The 16,489-nt window shown below is 44.9% G+C and carries 14 protein-coding genes; 11 read left to right on the top strand and 3 right to left on the bottom strand.

The window, feature by feature from the left end:
- Positions 1-4 precede the first annotated feature (4 nt).
- Together ACLWOR_RS12755 and ACLWOR_RS12760 are read left to right on the top strand one after the other, a co-directional pair.
- Positions 5-1,273 carry a glycoside hydrolase family 113 gene (locus tag ACLWOR_RS12755; RefSeq protein WP_413941126.1) on the top strand — a complete coding sequence of 423 codons (1,269 nt, stop codon included), beginning with the start codon at positions 5-7 and terminating at the stop codon, positions 1,271-1,273.
- A gap of 12 nt (positions 1,274-1,285) precedes the next feature.
- Entirely contained in the window at positions 1,286-2,227 is a 942-nt protein-coding gene (locus ACLWOR_RS12760) for a hypothetical protein (protein WP_413941127.1), read from the top strand.
- Here ACLWOR_RS12760 and ACLWOR_RS12765 read toward each other — a convergent pair.
- Complete coding sequence (locus ACLWOR_RS12765) at positions 2,196-3,458, bottom strand: NAD(P)/FAD-dependent oxidoreductase (RefSeq protein WP_413941128.1); 1,263 nt, start codon at positions 3,456-3,458, stop codon at positions 2,196-2,198. The two genes, ACLWOR_RS12760 and ACLWOR_RS12765, sit on opposite strands and share 32 nt — an antisense overlap.
- 212 nt (positions 3,459-3,670) lie before the next feature.
- On the opposite strand from ACLWOR_RS12765, the gene ACLWOR_RS12770 reads away from it, so the two are divergent.
- Genes ACLWOR_RS12770 through ACLWOR_RS12780 form a run of 3 tightly spaced genes read left to right on the top strand, consistent with a single transcriptional unit; the run spans position 3,671 to position 5,862 of the window.
- On the top strand, positions 3,671-4,339 hold the full coding sequence (locus ACLWOR_RS12770; RefSeq protein WP_413941129.1) for a PilZ domain-containing protein: 669 nt from the start codon (positions 3,671-3,673) through the stop codon (positions 4,337-4,339).
- A 31-nt stretch (positions 4,340-4,370) separates the two neighbouring features.
- Complete coding sequence (locus tag ACLWOR_RS12775; protein WP_413941130.1) at positions 4,371-5,420, top strand: AI-2E family transporter; 1,050 nt, start codon at positions 4,371-4,373, stop codon at positions 5,418-5,420.
- 55 nt (positions 5,421-5,475) lie between these two features.
- Positions 5,476-5,862 (top strand): hypothetical protein, encoded by a 387-nt coding sequence (locus tag ACLWOR_RS12780; protein ID WP_413941131.1) that lies wholly within the window; start codon positions 5,476-5,478, stop codon positions 5,860-5,862.
- 51 nt (positions 5,863-5,913) lie between these two features.
- On the opposite strand, the gene ACLWOR_RS12785 is transcribed toward ACLWOR_RS12780, so the two are convergent.
- The gene (locus ACLWOR_RS12785) at positions 5,914-7,527 is read right to left on the bottom strand and encodes a fumarate hydratase (RefSeq protein WP_413941132.1); all 1,614 of its coding nucleotides are present in this window, start codon (positions 7,525-7,527) and stop codon (positions 5,914-5,916) included.
- Positions 7,528-8,023: 496 nt separating this feature from the next.
- Here ACLWOR_RS12785 and ACLWOR_RS12790 point away from each other — a divergent pair, with 496 nt between their 5' ends.
- The 6 genes from ACLWOR_RS12790 to ACLWOR_RS12815 all read left to right on the top strand — a co-directional run bounded on the left by ACLWOR_RS12790 (position 8,024) and on the right by ACLWOR_RS12815 (position 15,851).
- Positions 8,024-9,562 (top strand): MFS transporter, encoded by a 1,539-nt coding sequence (locus ACLWOR_RS12790; RefSeq protein WP_413941133.1) that lies wholly within the window; start codon positions 8,024-8,026, stop codon positions 9,560-9,562.
- A 51-nt stretch (positions 9,563-9,613) separates the two neighbouring features.
- Positions 9,614-11,428, top strand: coding sequence for an LTA synthase family protein (locus tag ACLWOR_RS12795; protein ID WP_413941134.1), 1,815 nt, complete (start codon positions 9,614-9,616; stop codon positions 11,426-11,428).
- Between the two features lie 107 nt (positions 11,429-11,535).
- Complete coding sequence (locus ACLWOR_RS12800) at positions 11,536-12,510, top strand: universal stress protein (RefSeq protein ID WP_413941135.1); 975 nt, start codon at positions 11,536-11,538, stop codon at positions 12,508-12,510.
- A gap of 458 nt (positions 12,511-12,968) precedes the next feature.
- The gene (locus ACLWOR_RS12805) at positions 12,969-13,592 is read left to right on the top strand and encodes a TetR/AcrR family transcriptional regulator (RefSeq protein ID WP_413941136.1); all 624 of its coding nucleotides are present in this window, start codon (positions 12,969-12,971) and stop codon (positions 13,590-13,592) included.
- A 110-nt stretch (positions 13,593-13,702) separates the two neighbouring features.
- A complete protein-coding gene (locus ACLWOR_RS12810) occupies positions 13,703-14,869 on the top strand; it encodes a voltage-gated chloride channel family protein (protein WP_413942170.1) in 1,167 nt (388 codons plus the stop codon).
- The gene (locus ACLWOR_RS12815; RefSeq protein ID WP_413941137.1) at positions 14,853-15,851 is read left to right on the top strand and encodes an NAD(P)H-dependent flavin oxidoreductase; all 999 of its coding nucleotides are present in this window, start codon (positions 14,853-14,855) and stop codon (positions 15,849-15,851) included. Before ACLWOR_RS12810 ends, ACLWOR_RS12815 begins: the two co-directional genes overlap by 17 nt.
- Here ACLWOR_RS12815 and ACLWOR_RS12820 read toward each other — a convergent pair.
- Entirely contained in the window at positions 15,837-16,322 is a 486-nt protein-coding gene (locus ACLWOR_RS12820) for a DUF4442 domain-containing protein (RefSeq protein WP_413941138.1), read from the bottom strand. The genes ACLWOR_RS12815 and ACLWOR_RS12820 overlap by 15 nt on opposite strands.
- Positions 16,323-16,489: the final 167 nt, after the last annotated feature.

Consider the following 16,489-nt stretch of genomic DNA (forward strand, 5'->3'; position numbering starts at 1 on the left):
TTATATGAAACAACTGGTACTACTTGCTTTTTTTGTACTCTTGCGCTCACCCGCTTGGGCCCTTGATAAATATATTGCGGGCTTTAACCTCACGGAAAATGGCAGTTTCGTTTATGACGCTGCCCCAGCAGGACAAGAGAAAACACCGGCACAAAAAGCCGTCGATGCCGCAAAATCTTTGGGATCGAATCATATCATTCTCAATGTTCGCGCGACTATGAACGGACCCTACACGTCAGAAATCACACCCGTAACCCCACCAGCCGAAAGATCCAAAGAAGCTCTTCGAATTGGCAGACTCATCAAATACATTAAATCCCAAGGCATGACTGCTGGACTCCGCCCGATCTTTTTCGTCGTCGGACCCCACGGAGAGTTTCCCTATATAGAACGACAAGCGGATGGAACATTTAAAAATTGGTGGCATGGAAATATTCAGCCAAAGGATCCCAACCGTTGGTTCGAATCCTTTCGCATCTATTTAGATATCTATTTAACTGTGGCCCGTATTGCAAAAGCAGATGAGTTTACTTTGGGAGCTGAGCTTTATTCAATGACAGTCGGTATTGAAGACCAATGGAAAGAACACCCTTACGGTTTTCCAGGAAGATGGCTTGAACTCTTACGTTACGCTCGCTTCAAAGCCCCTGGTATTCGTTTGATGTACGATATCAATTTTACCGATGACACAGTTAACTCCAACGGACTGGCGGCATCCGGTGGCGAATTCGAGAGATGGCGTTATCGCCTTGCCGATTTATCAGATCGTACAAATCCTACGGAAAAACAAATCTGGCAAGACCTCTCTAGTTTCTGGAAAGAACTCGATGCCATTGGACTTGATATTTATCGTTCGCTCGCTTCCAAGGGACAAAATTTTCCAACAGACGAAAACGCCATGGTGTCTGTTTTAAAATCAAGAGCCGATTCATACGCAAGCCAGATTGACACTGGTCTTCTTCAAATTGAAATGGCTGTTGGCCAAACTCAGAAAGCCATTATCAAAGAATTGGGATTCCGATCTGTCCACAACGGTTTTATCGATCCATTCACTTATGCAGGATCTGGAGAGATCAATATTAATCACCAGGCCATGGCCTATGAAGCGATTTTTCAATCCTTCTGGGATGCGAAATGGCCATGGTTTAAAGGCATCTGTTTTTGGGAGATCTCAGTCGATCCAAATAAAAATGGTGAAAACGATAACGGATTTTCTCCCATCGGAAAACCATCGACAGAGAAAGTCATTCGTTCGCGGTATTTCAATCTATAAGAGGTTTAAACAATGAGGGGATACTTCGGCGGAATCTTTGTTAGTCTCAGTCTGCTCTTTGCAGTCAAAGCTACCGGCGAAACTCCGCCAAGCCCCCTTATTGGTGTCACGATTGATGATGTGACACCTGTTCAAGAAATTATCAGATCTCTTTCACAAATCACTATCAAGCCCACAGCCCGAGTCGTATTTGATTTTGGACGAAGTCCTAACTCTTATAAATCAGCACTGATAAAAATGAAATCAGCTGCGTATATTATGGGACAGATTGCCGACTCCTCTGAGATGAAAAATATTACTCCGGAAGCCTATCGCTTGCGTACACAAACTTTTTGGCGGGCACTCCAAAACGAAGTCGACATTTGGGAAGTTGGAAATGAAGTGAATGGACTTTGGCTGGGTCCTCACGCTTTTGAAAAAATCAGAAATGCCTATGAGGAAATTTCCAAGAAGAAATCTCTCACCGCTGTGACTTTCTTTTATGAAGGAGAACCTGAAGACACTGTGAACTGCATTGAAGCTCCCGGGAGTGATATGTTCTCCTGGATTCACAAACACTTCGAACTCGACAAGAAGCCTTCCGCGCGATCGTCACAATCCGAAAAAATGCGCCTGGGCTTATCTTATGTATTTGTCAGTTGGTACCCCGACCAGTGTTTCGAAATCAAACCTCGCTGGAAAGAGGTCTTCATCAAATTAGCGCAGATTTTCCCAAATGCAAAAGTCGGATTCGGTGAAATCGGGCCAGAAAAACCACAGTTTGGATCTGAGTACGAAATAAATTTGATTCGCGAATTCTATAGCATGAGCAAAGATCCGCAATTTCATGAAAATTTTGTTGGTGGATATTTTTGGTGGCACTTTGTATCGGAAATGGTGCCAGCCGAAAAAACTCCATTGTTAAAAACCCTCAACGAAGCTATCAGTCCTTCAGCTTCCAATCGCGCTCCGTGATCAAACGAGCGCCTCTTTTCGAGAAAAGATAACTCCAAGACCACTGTAAAAATACCGAGAACTTATTTTTAAAACTGATCAGATAAAGAATGTGAACATAGAGCCAGGCAACCCAAGCCAGAAAACCTGTCATCTTGAAAAACTTCGCCTGAGCGATGGCTTTCTTTTTTCCAATCGTCGCCATTTGGCCTTTGTCGAGATATTGAAAGGAGTTTCCCCGAGCCCTGCCCCGAATTTCATTGAGAATCACTTGCGCCACATACTTGCCACCTTGAATTGCGGCTGGTGCCAAGCCGGGAAGAAATTTTCCAGCGGACATTTCAAACGAAGCCATGTCTCCCACAACAAATGCCGAAGGAAACCCAGGTACCGAAAAGTCTCCTTTCACTTTGATTCGCCCGGCACGATCCAACTCGACAGTCGGATCCAGATGCATTTTTGCGGCCTTCACTCCTGCCGCCCAGAACACAGCTTTCGCCGCGATCCAATCATTTCCTACTTGCACTCCTGATCCATCGATTTTCATCACTCGTGCACCCAGTCGCACATCCACACCTAAAGTCTCTAGATCAGATTTTGCTTGAGCCGAGAGTTTTTCATCAAAACTTGCAAGAATACGAGGACCCGCTTCTAATAAAATAACATGAGCACTTGCTGGATTGATGCGATTAAAATCTTTTACTAAAACCGTGCGGCTGATATCAGCGATTGCACCCGCAAGCTCCACACCTGTAGGGCCCCCGCCAACAATCACAAATGTAAGTAGCTCCTTTTGCCGTTCTTCAGAAATCTCATTTTCTGCTTCTTCAAACGCTGTTAAAATGCGACGGCGGATTTCGGTCGCCTGCTCCACACTTTTAAGTCCTGGAGCGAAGTCTTCCCATTGGGGATTCCCGAAATAACTATGCTGAGCTCCACAGGCGAGAATAAGATAATCGAATGAAAGTTTTCCTTCCGGGATCTGCAGATACTTTTCCCGCAAATTGATGTTTTCGATCCGACCCAAGTGAACCTCGACATTCGGAGCTTTTGGAAACTGACCTCGAATCGGCACGGCAATATCAGATGGATTGAGTCCTGCGGTTGCAACTTGATAAAGAAGAGGTTGGAAAAGATGATGATTTCTTTGGTCAATCAGAATGACCTCTACTTCTGGTTTATTGGCCAACACTTTGGCAGCAGACAATCCAGCAAAGCCACCACCCACAATAACAACTGTCTTGGTTTGCATACTCACCTCGAGCGCTTCCTATATTAGCCCTCCTTTAAGACCTTGAAAAGAAAGGAAATCCGACCAGATGTGTCTCCCTTTGGGATGTTAAGAACTGCCCCCTGTTAGCTGGCACTTAACACCTGTCAGCTCTCTAACAGTTCAGAGGCCTCTACAATCGAACTCTCCTTGGCGCCTTCTTTGCTTTGAGACCTCTCACACAGGAGGTTTTCATGAAAACACAAATCTTTGTGACAGGACTCACAGAAAAACCAAAGACACTGAAGTCTTTAAGCAACATGGATGTTAAAATGATTCAGAATCCTTACGAACTCAGAGCCGAATTGATCAATAATGAATCTGAAAAAATCATTTTGGCCTATTTACCATTTTTAGAATTACGCCACTTCGAGCTCTATCGTTACTTTCAAAAAACTTACTCTCGGGTAAAAACATTTTTTATTGTGCAAGAGCTTTCAAGCTCAATGAAACTTAAAGTAAAAGCCTCTAATGAGTTTGTAGTCCTATGGAAAACCGAAGAGTCTCATTTACCAACGATTCTGACCAAATACCTCGCCGGTCAAACGCCACTGCTTCGTCAAGATCAACGCGAAGAAAACCAAGTGCGCGGACTGGTAAGCCCGTCGCTCTTACCAGCAGGAACGACTAATAAAGGATTTCAGCCGATCTTACCGGGGTCCTTTGAAAATGTGTCACCAAATGGGTCCTGCGTTAAAATCAAAGCGCCTTTTTATAAAGACAAAGATTTTATCCAACTCTCTTATCAGCGCAAAGATGGTGAGTTTGTCTCCGTCGAAGGCCAGGTGCGTTGGAGCCAGTGGGATGCAGCCGAAGAGACTCAAAAATTGGGACTTCGCTTTGTCACAAGCGCATCGGGTTGACCTCGGGGGCGCAACGCCCTAAGCTTGATTCATGCCATCATACTCTCAGAATCAAACACGTGTATTTTTGTGGTTTTTCATACTTTCACTTATCACGGCCTTTATTTATATTAATTGGCCGTTTTTATTCCCGATGATTCTAGCTGGCATCTTTGCGTTAGGTCTGCACGACTGGATTGAAAAGATGGCCAAGCGTTTTCGCTCACACCGAACTCTCACCATCACAGTCACTCTTCTTGCGGGACTCGGTGTTTTCTTTATTCCGTTATTTTTAGCTGCATACCGTGCGGTGATGTACCTCAGCCGTCCCCAAGAGATTGAAAAAGATCGCATCGCAAATCAGGTTCAAGTTTTAAAAAACTTCGCCATCCAAAACATCCAAAGAATTTCTGACTTTACCGGAGTGGATCTGGCCACCCCTGCCCGCGATATCGTCGAATCTGGTTTGCATAAACTGGGCGCTTCTGTTCTTCAGTTCTCCAGTGATTTTGTCACTCAACTGCCAGCATTCGTGATTTCGAGCTTTACGTTTTTTATTCTTCTTTTGGTCATGCTTTTAAAAGCAAACGGTGTTCGATACTTTGTTGTGTCGTACTCCCCGCTTGCGGAAGACACGACGGATAAGATTATTAAGATTGCCAAAGACAGCTGTTCGATCACTCTTTTTTCAACCTTTGTCGTCGGTGTGATTCAAGCTTTTATCGTGGGCATGGGAAGTTTGGTTTTCGGCGAAGGAGATTTCTGGTTGGTTCTAGCGGTTACCTTTGTCGTTTCTTTTATTCCTGTTATTGGTGCTGCACCTGTTGGATATGTTTTGGCCCTTTTAGCGTACTTAGGGGACAGAACGGGAGCAGCTATTGGCTTAGCCATTATCGCAACAATCTCAGGAACCATCGACAATATTTTAAAGCCTCTGCTTGTTGGAAAAGACAACGATATCTCGGCCGTTATCAGCTTCACCTGTGTGGTGGGAGCAGTTATTATGTTGGGTCTTCCCGGATTATTGCTAGGACCGGTTGTATTGAATCTCGTCAGTCGCGCACTGCCGATTCTGCTGAAGGACAACTTACAAAAGGATTGAACTCGGCAGAGCTTCACGAAATGATAGTGTTATAAACACAAACGAGGAGATCGGGATGAAATTGTTCGTTTTTCTTTGCACGTTGGCTTTAGGAATGAATGCCGCTTGGGCACAACAAGAACTTTATGATGCTCAACAGGATGCTTATGAAATCCAGGGCGCAATTGAGTTTTCGCGTATCACTTATGAGTATGGTTACGGCCGTGAGTTTGCAACTTGCTCGAATCGCGGAAGCTTCTGCATTGATGATGTAAAACGAAGAGCTGAACAAACGGCAACTTACGATGGCAGACGACGTTGTGAAATGAATCGTGGCCGTCCAGAATTCGGTTCACCTTTCTGCAACACAAGATGCTCACCGAACTACATTCCACCAGGCAGCAAACCCGTTCAAGTATTCTGTGATGCGACTTGCACGATCCGTTGCGAAGTACCGAACTAGTTTTTAAAAATTGCTTAAGGTCGATCGTGATGATCGACCTTGATGTTATTCTTACAGTTTTCTGATGAAGGACTTGAAGAAATCGTTTCCTTTGTCATCGACGATAATGAACGCTGGGAAGTCTTTTACTTCGATTTTCCAAACTGATTCCATCCCCAACTCTGGGAAATCTAGGACTTCTACTTTTGTTATGCATTCTTTTCCTAAGCGCGCAGCTGGGCCGCCGATTGAGCCTAAGTAGAATCCACCGTATGTTTTACATGCTTCTGTTACTTGTGGGCTTCGGTTGCCTTTGCCCAGCATGATCATTGAAGCACCCTTGCTTTGGAATTCGCCTACGTATGGATCCATGCGTTCGCTTGTTGTTGGGCCGAATGAACCCGAGGCATAACCCTTAGGAGTTTTTGCTGGTCCTGCGTAATAGACTGCATAGTTTTTAAAGTACTCTGGCACGCCTTCGCCTTTGTCCATTTTTTCTTTTAGTTTTGCGTGGGCAATGTCGCGGGCTACGATCATTGGACCATTGAGCATCACACGAGTTGCGACTTTTTGGGCTGACAAAACTTTCAGTGTTTCTTGAATTGGTTTGTTCAGATCAATCACAATTGCTTCAGCCGAAGAATCATTCAAATGATTCGGCAAGTATTGTTCTGGGTGCAATTCGAGTTGCTCAAGGAAAATACCGTCTTTCGTGATTTTGCCTTTGATGTTGCGATCTGCTGAACAGCTAACTCCCACTCCAATTGGGCAACTGGCTCCATGACGAGGCAAACGAATCACGCGCACATCATGCACGAAGTATTTACCACCAAATTGAGCGCCAATACCTGTTTCACGCGCCCAAGTTTCAACTTTCTTTTCCATTTCAAGATCACGATAGGCGCGACCACCATCACTTCCTGAAGTTGGCAAACCATCTAAATATCCAGCAGAGGCATATTTTACGATTTTGAGAGTTTCTTCAGCAGAAGTCCCACCCACACACAGAGCTAAGTGATAAGGAGGGCACGCGGCTGTCCCCAAAGAGTTCAAAACTTCTTTTACGAACTTTTCAAATGACTCTGGATTCAAAACTGACTTGGTCTTTTGGTGCAAATAAGATTTATTCGCACTGCCGCCGCCTTTTGCCAGGAACAAGAAATTATATTCATCACCTGCTTCGGAATAAATATCAATTTGCGCTGGCAGGTTTGATCCTGTGTTCTTTTCTTCAAAGAAACTAATCGGCGCCATTTGCGAGTAACGAAGATTTTTATTCTGATAAGTATTGTAAATACCTTTGGAGAGAAATTCTTTATCATCAAAACCAGTGAACACACGCTCACCTTTTTTACCGACCACAATCGCTGTTCCCGTGTCTTGGCAAGACGGAAATTCGCCCTGAGCCGCGATCACCGCGTTTTTTAAAAGATCCACTGCTACGAAACGATCATTCGGTGACGCCTCAGGGTCTTGAAGAATTCTTTCAAGCTTTTCTAAGTGCGACGCGCGCAAAAGATGAGAGACATCTTTCAATGCTTCCTGCGCTAGAAGCTCAAGAGCTTCCGGAGCGACAACGAGAACTTCACGATCGCCGACTTTTTCGACTTTCACGTGGTCTGACGAGATTTTTTTGTATTGAGTGGTGTCTTTTTGTTTTTCGTAGAGCGGATGGTATTTAAACATAGTGAATGAAAACTAACAGATCGACGCAGGCGCGTGCAAGCCTCGGTAAGGAGTGTTAGGTGGGCTTATAAGGTGGGATGTTAGGGCGCCGTGACTACGGCTTCGCTTTTGTGGGCCGGACTCTCGCACTTTGAAGAGGGGCCCTGGGTCTTACCGAGGGTTCGGGATCAATCTTGTGTCCCGTTCTGAGACTCAATTTATCGAACTAGACCTATAAGGACAAACTGATAATTTTTACTCCTTCCATAAGTGTTACTTATGGATAAAAACCCTCTCCCAAACCCCGAAAGGGGGCATTTTCTCCTCTATAAGGAACCTTATTATTCTTCATATACCTAATGTGTTGCGTAAAATTTATAAAGACCGCCATGTGAGCCGCAACTGAAGCCGTCTTGACAGAATCCTGATGAAATTCGCTCTGCAAAGTGAGGCCCTTTAGATTGCAAATGCGGTAATTATCCTCTAAGTTGAGCGCGAAAATTTAAATGGAGGCCCCATGGCGTTGGTACTCGTTAGCCTGTGTTTGTTTGCTGTGATTTTCTTATACTTTAAGAACAACCCTCTAAATCACAGTCGCAAGTTTATGGTGCGCAGATTTATGAACTGGTTCCCACTAGGCATGACTTACGCCTTCCTCTACATGGGTCGATACAATCTCGCTGTTTCTAAAAACGCCCTTGGCGACATGATGACCAAAGAACAATTTGGTTTGATCTTCGCAGCCGGAACAATCACTTACGGTTTCTCTTTCCTCCTCAACGGTCCCCTAGTCGATAAAATCGGCGGTAAAAAAGGTATCATCATCGCAGCTCTTGGTTCTGCTCTTATGAATCTTTTAATGGGTGGCGTGACTTACTTGTATTTGATCGGTCGCTTGAAAACGAACATGGTTTTGGCGATGTCAGTTCTCTTCGCACTTAATATGTTCTTCCAATCTTACGGTGCAGTTTCCATTATTAAGATTAAGGCATATTGGTTCCACGTTCGTGAGCGCGGTGTTTTCGGCGCGATCTTTGGTACATTGATTTCATTCGGTGTGTACTTTGCCTTCGACTGGGGTCAAGCGATCGTTGATGCTTCGACTTTGACTTCTAAAGGTGAACCTTCTGCTTTCCGTAACTTTATCCAACACATCTTCGCTATCGACACAGGCGTGACAGATGCAACTTGGTTGGTATTCACAATCCCTGCGTTCCTTCTTGTGTGCTGGGCATTGATCGACATGGTTCTTTTGAAAGACTCCCCTAAAGACGCAAACTTTGACGATTTCGATACAGCTGACGCATCTTCTGATGACCCTCAAATGAATGACGATAAGTTGAAAATCTCTATTGGCTTCATGCTTAAAAAGATCTTCACAAACCCGGTTATGATCACGATCGCTCTTGTGGATTTCACATCAGGCGTGATTCGTAACGGTATCATGCAGTGGTATTTGGTTTTCGCTAAAGAAACTCAAAATACAAATGAAGCTTTCTTCCACGGTTCTGAATTCTTTATGAAGAACTGGGGTCTTTTGCTTTGCTTAACAGGTATCATCGGCGGTTTCTTGGCAGGTACGGTTTCAGACCGTTTCTTCCAATCACGTCGTGGCCCTCCAGCAGCAATCAATAATATCGTGATGGTTGTTCTTTTGATCATCATGACAATCACTTTGATGAACAATCCTACGATCTTTGGTACGGCTGCGGTCTTGATGACTTTGGCAGTTATCGGTGTTCACTCTTTGATGTCTGGGACAGCTGCTGCCGATTTCGGTGGTAAGAAAATGACTGCAACTGCATCCGGTATCGTGGATGGTTGCGTGTACTTGGGTTCAGGTTTGCAATCTTTGGCAATCGGTTACCTCAGCCATAAAAACTGGGTTTACTGGCCATTGTTCTTGATTCCATTTGCGATCATGGGCGCTTGGTTGTCTTTCCGTATGTGGAAAGAACTTCCGGAAGCAACGAAGAAGTACATCTTGAAACAAGAGCAAGCTGAGTTGCAAGCTCAACAAGGCGTTACCAACGGATCACCTGCGACTTCAAACTAGGTTTCCGACTTGTTTTCATTCTTCGGCGCCGCCATTTCTTTCATTTTACGCATGGCCATCCTTGGGATGGCCTTTCGTGCTTTTGTCGCCTTCTATTTAAAAATTTGGAGCTTCTCTGATCTAAGCTCGATCAAAAACAGCTTCGGTGCTTTCTGGTACGGTTGGCATTTTGATTTGGCGATGGCGGGATTTTTCTTCCTAATTCTTTTTGGTCTGCATTTGATTTTTAATCTCAGCAAAAAGGCCCAGAAGAGTTTGCAGTTTTTCTTTTTCTTCGCCTATGCCGTCGGAATGAGCACGGATGCGATCTATGTCAAAGAATCCGGTCGCCATATTTCCTACGAAGTTTACAGCCTGCTTTCGATTCAAGGCTCTCTAGGTGGCTTAATTGAACAAAACTGGCTGAAGGTTCTTTTCTCGTTCCTGGTTGCTTATTTCCTGATCAAGTCGCGCTTTACATTTATCAAGCCTGTTCAAGGTTGGTGGAAACGCGGGGTTTTACTATTCCTGACTTTAGCTCTAAGCCTTGGAATGATTCGAAACTTTGAAGGCATCCCTCAGGATCCTTCATGGGCCTATCGTGCGGGTGGCGGGGCTACAGGTGCGACACTGGCAATGAACGGCTCTTATAGCATCCTCTGGGCGATTTTCGCAGGCCCGAAAGTCACACGCGAACAACTGGATATTCCAACTGCCGTAAACACGGCGGAAGTTTTTCATAAATGGCGGGCTCAACGCGGAATCAAAAAAGCTCTGCATAACTTTGATGGCAACGTCGTTATTGTTTTCCTTGAGGGCTGGCCCGGGGTTTATGTCAACCGTGTCGAACAGGATAAAGAAATTCTGCCGTTTTTTAACTCCTTACAAAAAGATTCTCTGCATGTGGAGTTGATGCTGGCTGGTGGTCATCGCACCACGGAAGGTTTGTTTGCAACTCTGTGCGGACTTCCTAATCCGCTGGGCAAAAGCATCATGAGTTCGGAACTTGAAAATAAAAACTTTCTTTGCTTCCCACAAATGCTTCAAGCGAAAGGTTATTCATCTGCATTCTTTCAAGGATCTGATGCGCTCACAAGTGGCGTTGGGCCGATGGCACAAAAAGCTGGATTCCAAGATTCATACGGGAAGCGCGAAATTCCCAATTTAGAAAAACTCCCGCAAAACACCTGGGGTGTTTTTGATAAATCTTTGTATGAATTTACGCTGACGAAAATGAATCAAATGCAGGAACCATTCATCATCGGCGTTAACACCAACACAACTCACGACCTGGCATTACCACCAGGAACAGATCCTGCCTTTGGCGATGAGACTGACACTGTTTACCACTTCAGCACAGTTCATCATGCTGACACGGAACTTCGTTATTTCTACGAGCAACTCAAAAAACGCCAGTGGAAAAAAGATTGGGTGCTAGTTCTCCTCTCGGATCACACAAGTTTTTCAGCACAAAACATTTTCGAACACTACGCCATTCCTTTTTTGATGAAGTATCACTCCGTCACACCAAAAGGAAAATCACCCTTCCAAGATAATTTAGTGAAAGGTGCCTTTACACAAAACGATGTCAGCGCAACAATGGTCGACCTCATGGGACTACAGGCCGAAAATTTCCTAGGGCGATCGATTTTGCGCCCCGACCAATTTTCAGAAGGCGCATCAATTTTCCACTTAGGCCAAACCGCATGGTTCGAAGGTCCCTGGGCCTTAGTTTTCAACATCCGCCACTTCGGCAAAAAAGAATGCTACCTATGGGAAAAAGACCCTTCCCTAAAAAACAAACAACAATGCCCAGCAAACGCCGATGAAATCTACGAACGCGGCCTCAGCTACATAAAAGAATCCCAAGACCTCTTATTCAAATAAAAATTAAGATATCGCGACTCACGTCCGTGATTTCCGACACATTCCCTGCAGCCTTCTTGCGCAACCCACAAGGCTTTGGCGCAATAGAAGATAATGCGGGAGGTTTTATGAAGATCATCTGGGCCATGGATGCTTTTGAAGACAATAAAGAGCTCAACCAGAAGATGGCACTCTGCCTAAAGCAGCTCAATCAACTCACACAGGCAGACATCCAACCTCTCTATCTTTTGCGCGAAAACGAAATTGTCCTCCCAACATATGAGGTACCAACCTGGGTCACAGATCATTCGCGGACGGCTGAATCTTTATTTCTGGAAGTATTGGAAGACTACAACTTACCTTTTTTGAAGGACCCTAAAGTCATCCCGCACGCATCGCAGTCTCATGCCGGAGCTGCAGAGACCTTGGTAGAATATGCCAAACAAGTCAAAGCGGATTTGATTGTCGTCGGCAGTCACAGTCGCCAAGGATTTCAGCGCTTTATTTTAGGCAGCTTTGCGGAAAGTCTTTTACTTCAATCCAGCATTCCTGTCCTCGTCATCGGCACGCACACCAATCGTCTGAATAACTTTAAAAATATTATGTTCCCAACAGAATTTGGGGATCACTCCAAAGATAACTTCCGCCATGTTTTAGATGTGGCAAAAATTTTTAATTCTGAAATCACGCTTTTGCATATTATCACTCGTCCGGTGGAAAGCCTTTTTGACCTTGAGACTCGCCCGCAGGTTTATAACTACAAAGGCAAAATGCTAACCCTGGAACAGATCATCGAACATCAAATTGAATATCAAAAACAACGCGCTCAACATTGGATTGAATGGGCACAAAAAGAAGGTGTCACGGCACACTTTATTGTCGACAACAGCTTCCGAGCTGTGGACGAAATTATTTTGGAATCCATCGATAGATTAGAAATGGATCTCGTGATCATGGAAGCACAGAGCGGTCCGATGAGTGCAGCGATATTGGGAAGTTACTCACGTAATGTCGCGAGAAAGGCTCACTGTCCGGTGTATGTGATCACACGCAAGTTCTATGAAAAACCCGAGGAGCGCTATATAGAAACCCCATCGCCTTAGGAATTCGAAGTGTTTTTATAAACGCGAGTCCACGCAAAAACAGCGATGTCGCATTGCGATGGACGGCTGCTTAAAAAATATTTTTCGACATCGCAAAACCCGCTCTGAGAGCGGTTTCCCAGTGATATTCTGGTATTTCCTTCAAATTTAAAGTTTTACTTCATGATAAATTACTCGTATTAATCCGTAAGATTTCACGTTCGTAATGGTGAAATTCGAATTTTCACCATCATTGAACAGCTTCTTGATTGCTATCCCGTAATGATACGTATTTGTAGCGTGAGAATTTCTCACAAAATCTATTATTGCTCAATTTTAATCAAGAAACGGTCAAAATGTACCTTCTGGGAGGACTGCAGTACTGCTAAATGATACTTTAGGCACCAGTATTGAATGTTAACCCCCGTCGGGTGAATATGAACGTGAGCTAAGTTTACGAACCTCGAAGGGAGGAAATTATGAGTGCAGTTCCAGCGCACACACAACAAGACAAGAAGTACATGCTGAAAATCCCTGTTCAAAAGCGGTCCAAGGAAACGGTCGCCAGCATTGTTGAATCCTGCTCACGTCTACTTGTTCAGGAGCCTTACCATGCGATCACGACCGATAAAATTGCTGCGATGGCAGGAGTCAGTATCGGGTCTCTTTATCAGTTCTTCGCTAACAAAGAAGCTATTGTAGCTGCGGTTATCGATGATCTTTTACAGAAAGACTTGGCATATATCGAAGAGCATTTAGCGAAACTCCATGCTCCAGATATCGACGCGAAAGTTCATGCTTTCATTGATATTGGATTCACGAGATTCCACGACAACCGTCCACTTAGAACAGCTCTTCAAGGCGTTCAAGGGATGCTTGATTACTGGGAAACTCGCCGCGTGTTCTTTGAGCACTATCAAAAAGCCGTTCTTGAACATTTACCTGCGATTCCTGGTCGCGACCGCGACATGATCGCATTGTTCATCGTGAGCTGCTTTAACAACATCTTGAACTTGAGCCTTTTAGGTCCACAAACACCTGAAAGAGAGCAAGCGATCAAGGATGAAGTTTTCGTTCTCATGAGCCGCTACATCAAAGCGTAAAAAAGACCTTGCGTCCTTTACTCCTCCTCGTATGCTGAAAGTACGAGGAGGATCCTATTCACAAGTTCAAAGATTTTTTTATCACCCTTAGCTTTTGGATTTTGAACTCTGTGATCATCGGCACTCTGGCCGGTTCTGCTTCTGCTTTTTTCCTGTGGACTCTTGATTGGGTCACAAAAACGCGCGAAGACCACTCTTGGCTTCTTTATCTTTTGCCACTCGGCGGACTTCTCGTGGTTTTTCTTTACTCTCGCTATGGACATAAAATCGAGCGTGGAAATAATCTCATTTTGGAAGAGATTCATCAGCCCCAGGCTGTTATTCCGTTTCGTATGGCTCCCCTTGTATATGCCGGCACCCTACTCACACATCTCTTTGGTGGGTCTGCTGGACGTGAAGGAACGGCTATTCAGATGGCAGCAGCCTTGGCCGATCGATGGGCCGCAGTTTTTAGAAAATTCGCGATTGATCGCCAGCAAATTCTCATGATGGGAATGTCGGCAGGATTTGCATCAGTCTTTGGAACACCTCTGGCGGGCGCGGTGTTTGGTCTTGAGGTTCTAACTATCGGACGCATTCGCTACAGTGCTCTGCTCCCCTGCTTGCTGTCAGCCATCATTGCCCATGCAGTTTGTTTAGCCTGGGGAATCACGCACACCTCCTACTCGGTTGTTATTGTTCCTGATCTGAATGCCACAAGCCTTTTACAAGCACTTATTGCAGGGGCCTTATTTGGTTTGTGCGCTTGGATTTTTTCAACCAGTCAGCATCATCTTTCTAACTATCTGAACCGCTCGATCAACTCACCTTATGTGCGCGTGGTTTTAGGTGCCTTCGTCATCATTGCTCTTTCTTTGATTGTGCAAACGGAACGCTATCTCGGCCTTGGGATTCCGGTGATTGCGGATAGTTTTTATCATCCGAGTGCCAGTTATGACTTTGCTTTGAAAATTCTTTTTACTGTCATCACATTAAGTGTCGGTTTTAAAGGTGGTGAGGTCACGCCCCTGTTTTTTATTGGAGCCACTTTAGGAAGTTTTCTTTCGACCATCTTTACACTTCCAACAGGACTGCTTGCCGGAATGGGATTTGTCGCCGTTTTTGCTGGGGCCGCCAACACTCCGCTCGCTTCGTTACTAATGGCTCTTGAAATGTTTGGATCCGCGCCCGCTATCTACATGGCGATTGCATGTATCACGAGTTACATTTTCTCTGGTCACACAGGAATTTATTCTTCGCAAAAAATTGAGGTACGTAAATATGCTGAAAAGAATTAGAACACCATTTTCTGAATTGATGAAAGTCGATTTCCCGATCATCGCGGCGCCGATGTTTTTAGTGAGTAATACAGACATCGTCACCGAAGCCAGTGAGGCTGGTGGGATTGGAACCTTTCCTGCTTTGAACTATCGTCCCATCGAAAAATACGCAGAGGCTCTTAAGGAAATCCGCAGCCGAACCAGCAAACCGATTGGCGTCAATATCATCGTTAATAAATCCAACACCCGACAAAATGAAGATCTTAAAATTGCGCTTGATCACGGCGTGGATCTTTTCATTACATCACTGGGAAATCCAAAGCGTGTGATTGAAGAGGCTCATAAAAACGGCGCCAAAGTTTTATGTGATGTCACGAATTTAGAACACGCTTTAAAAGTTCAAGATCAAGGAGCTGATGGCGTCATTGCGGTAGGCGCCGGAGCTGGTGGACATGCGGGGCCTATTTCTCCGTTGGTTTTAATTCCTTGGCTTAAAACTCGCTTACAGATTCCAATTATCGCAGCCGGCGGAATCAGCCATGGCTCCATGATTGCGGCAAGTTTGGCTCTCGGAGCTGCGGGCGTGAGCATAGGAACTCGCTTTATCGCGAGCAAAGAGGCGCAAGTGGATCTGGCTTATAAAGAGGCCGTCGTGAAATCAACACCTGAAGATATTGTGATGACGACACGAGTTTCAGGAACTCCGGCTGCTGTGATCAACACTCCTTATGTACAAAAACTTGGAACGGATCTTCCTTGGGCGATAAAAGTTTTAAAAGAAAATAAAATGACCAAGAAGTACATGGTGCCATTGATTCACCTCATGGGCATGAAGTCGCTGGAAAAAGCGGCGATCAATCCAACTTGGAAAACAGTTTGGAGTGCCGGCCAATCTGTCGGCCTTGTCGATGATATCCTATCGGTGCGTGAGATTTACCAAAAGCTCATCAACGAGTTTGAAGAGAGCAGCAAAGCTCTCTCCAAATCAGGACTTGAGTGATCTGTTCTTCACCGACAGCGTGAGCTCGTAAGTCATCACGGGCTCTGTTTCAGATTTAGAGGGCACGACCGCGTGTCCTTTAAATTTTCTCTCGATGCGGTTCGGATTGGTTCTTGCCTCTTCGATCAAAGATTTAACGGCAGCTACATCTTCAAAAACAAAATGCACGTGTCCGTCAGCGCGCTTGGTGTAATCGGCTTTGTAGTCTTTGAAAACAAAATCGATTTTTTGTTTTGATTCCACAATTGCCATCACCGCTGCGGCAGCAATTGAAAGTTCCGCGCCAATTCCCAAGGCTCCAAAGTACATAGATCCTAGGTGATTCTTGTTTCGGCGTTTCAAAGGAAGTTTCAAAACAAATTTTTGATCTGTCGCTTCGACAACACGCGGGCTTACGAACAGCACCAACGGGATTTTAAAAAGGCCGTACAATTGAATAAAGGCTGTGGTTTTGAGATTTTTCAGATTCATTCCTCTATGCTAAGACTCCAGACCAGAGATGGACTAGCGATGACCATGAGCATCATTAAGTGTGTCATAATAAGGCCCTAGGAGCGGGTCCGTGGAAAGTCCCCTCAGATCCTTCTCTCATTCCCTCCTTTTCACGGATCCCCCCTTTTCCTTGACCCCTCAGCTTA

The sequence above is a fragment of the Bdellovibrio sp. HCB2-146 genome, assembly GCF_047345725.1.
Classification (GTDB): Bacteria; Bdellovibrionota; Bdellovibrionia; order Bdellovibrionales; family Bdellovibrionaceae; genus Bdellovibrio.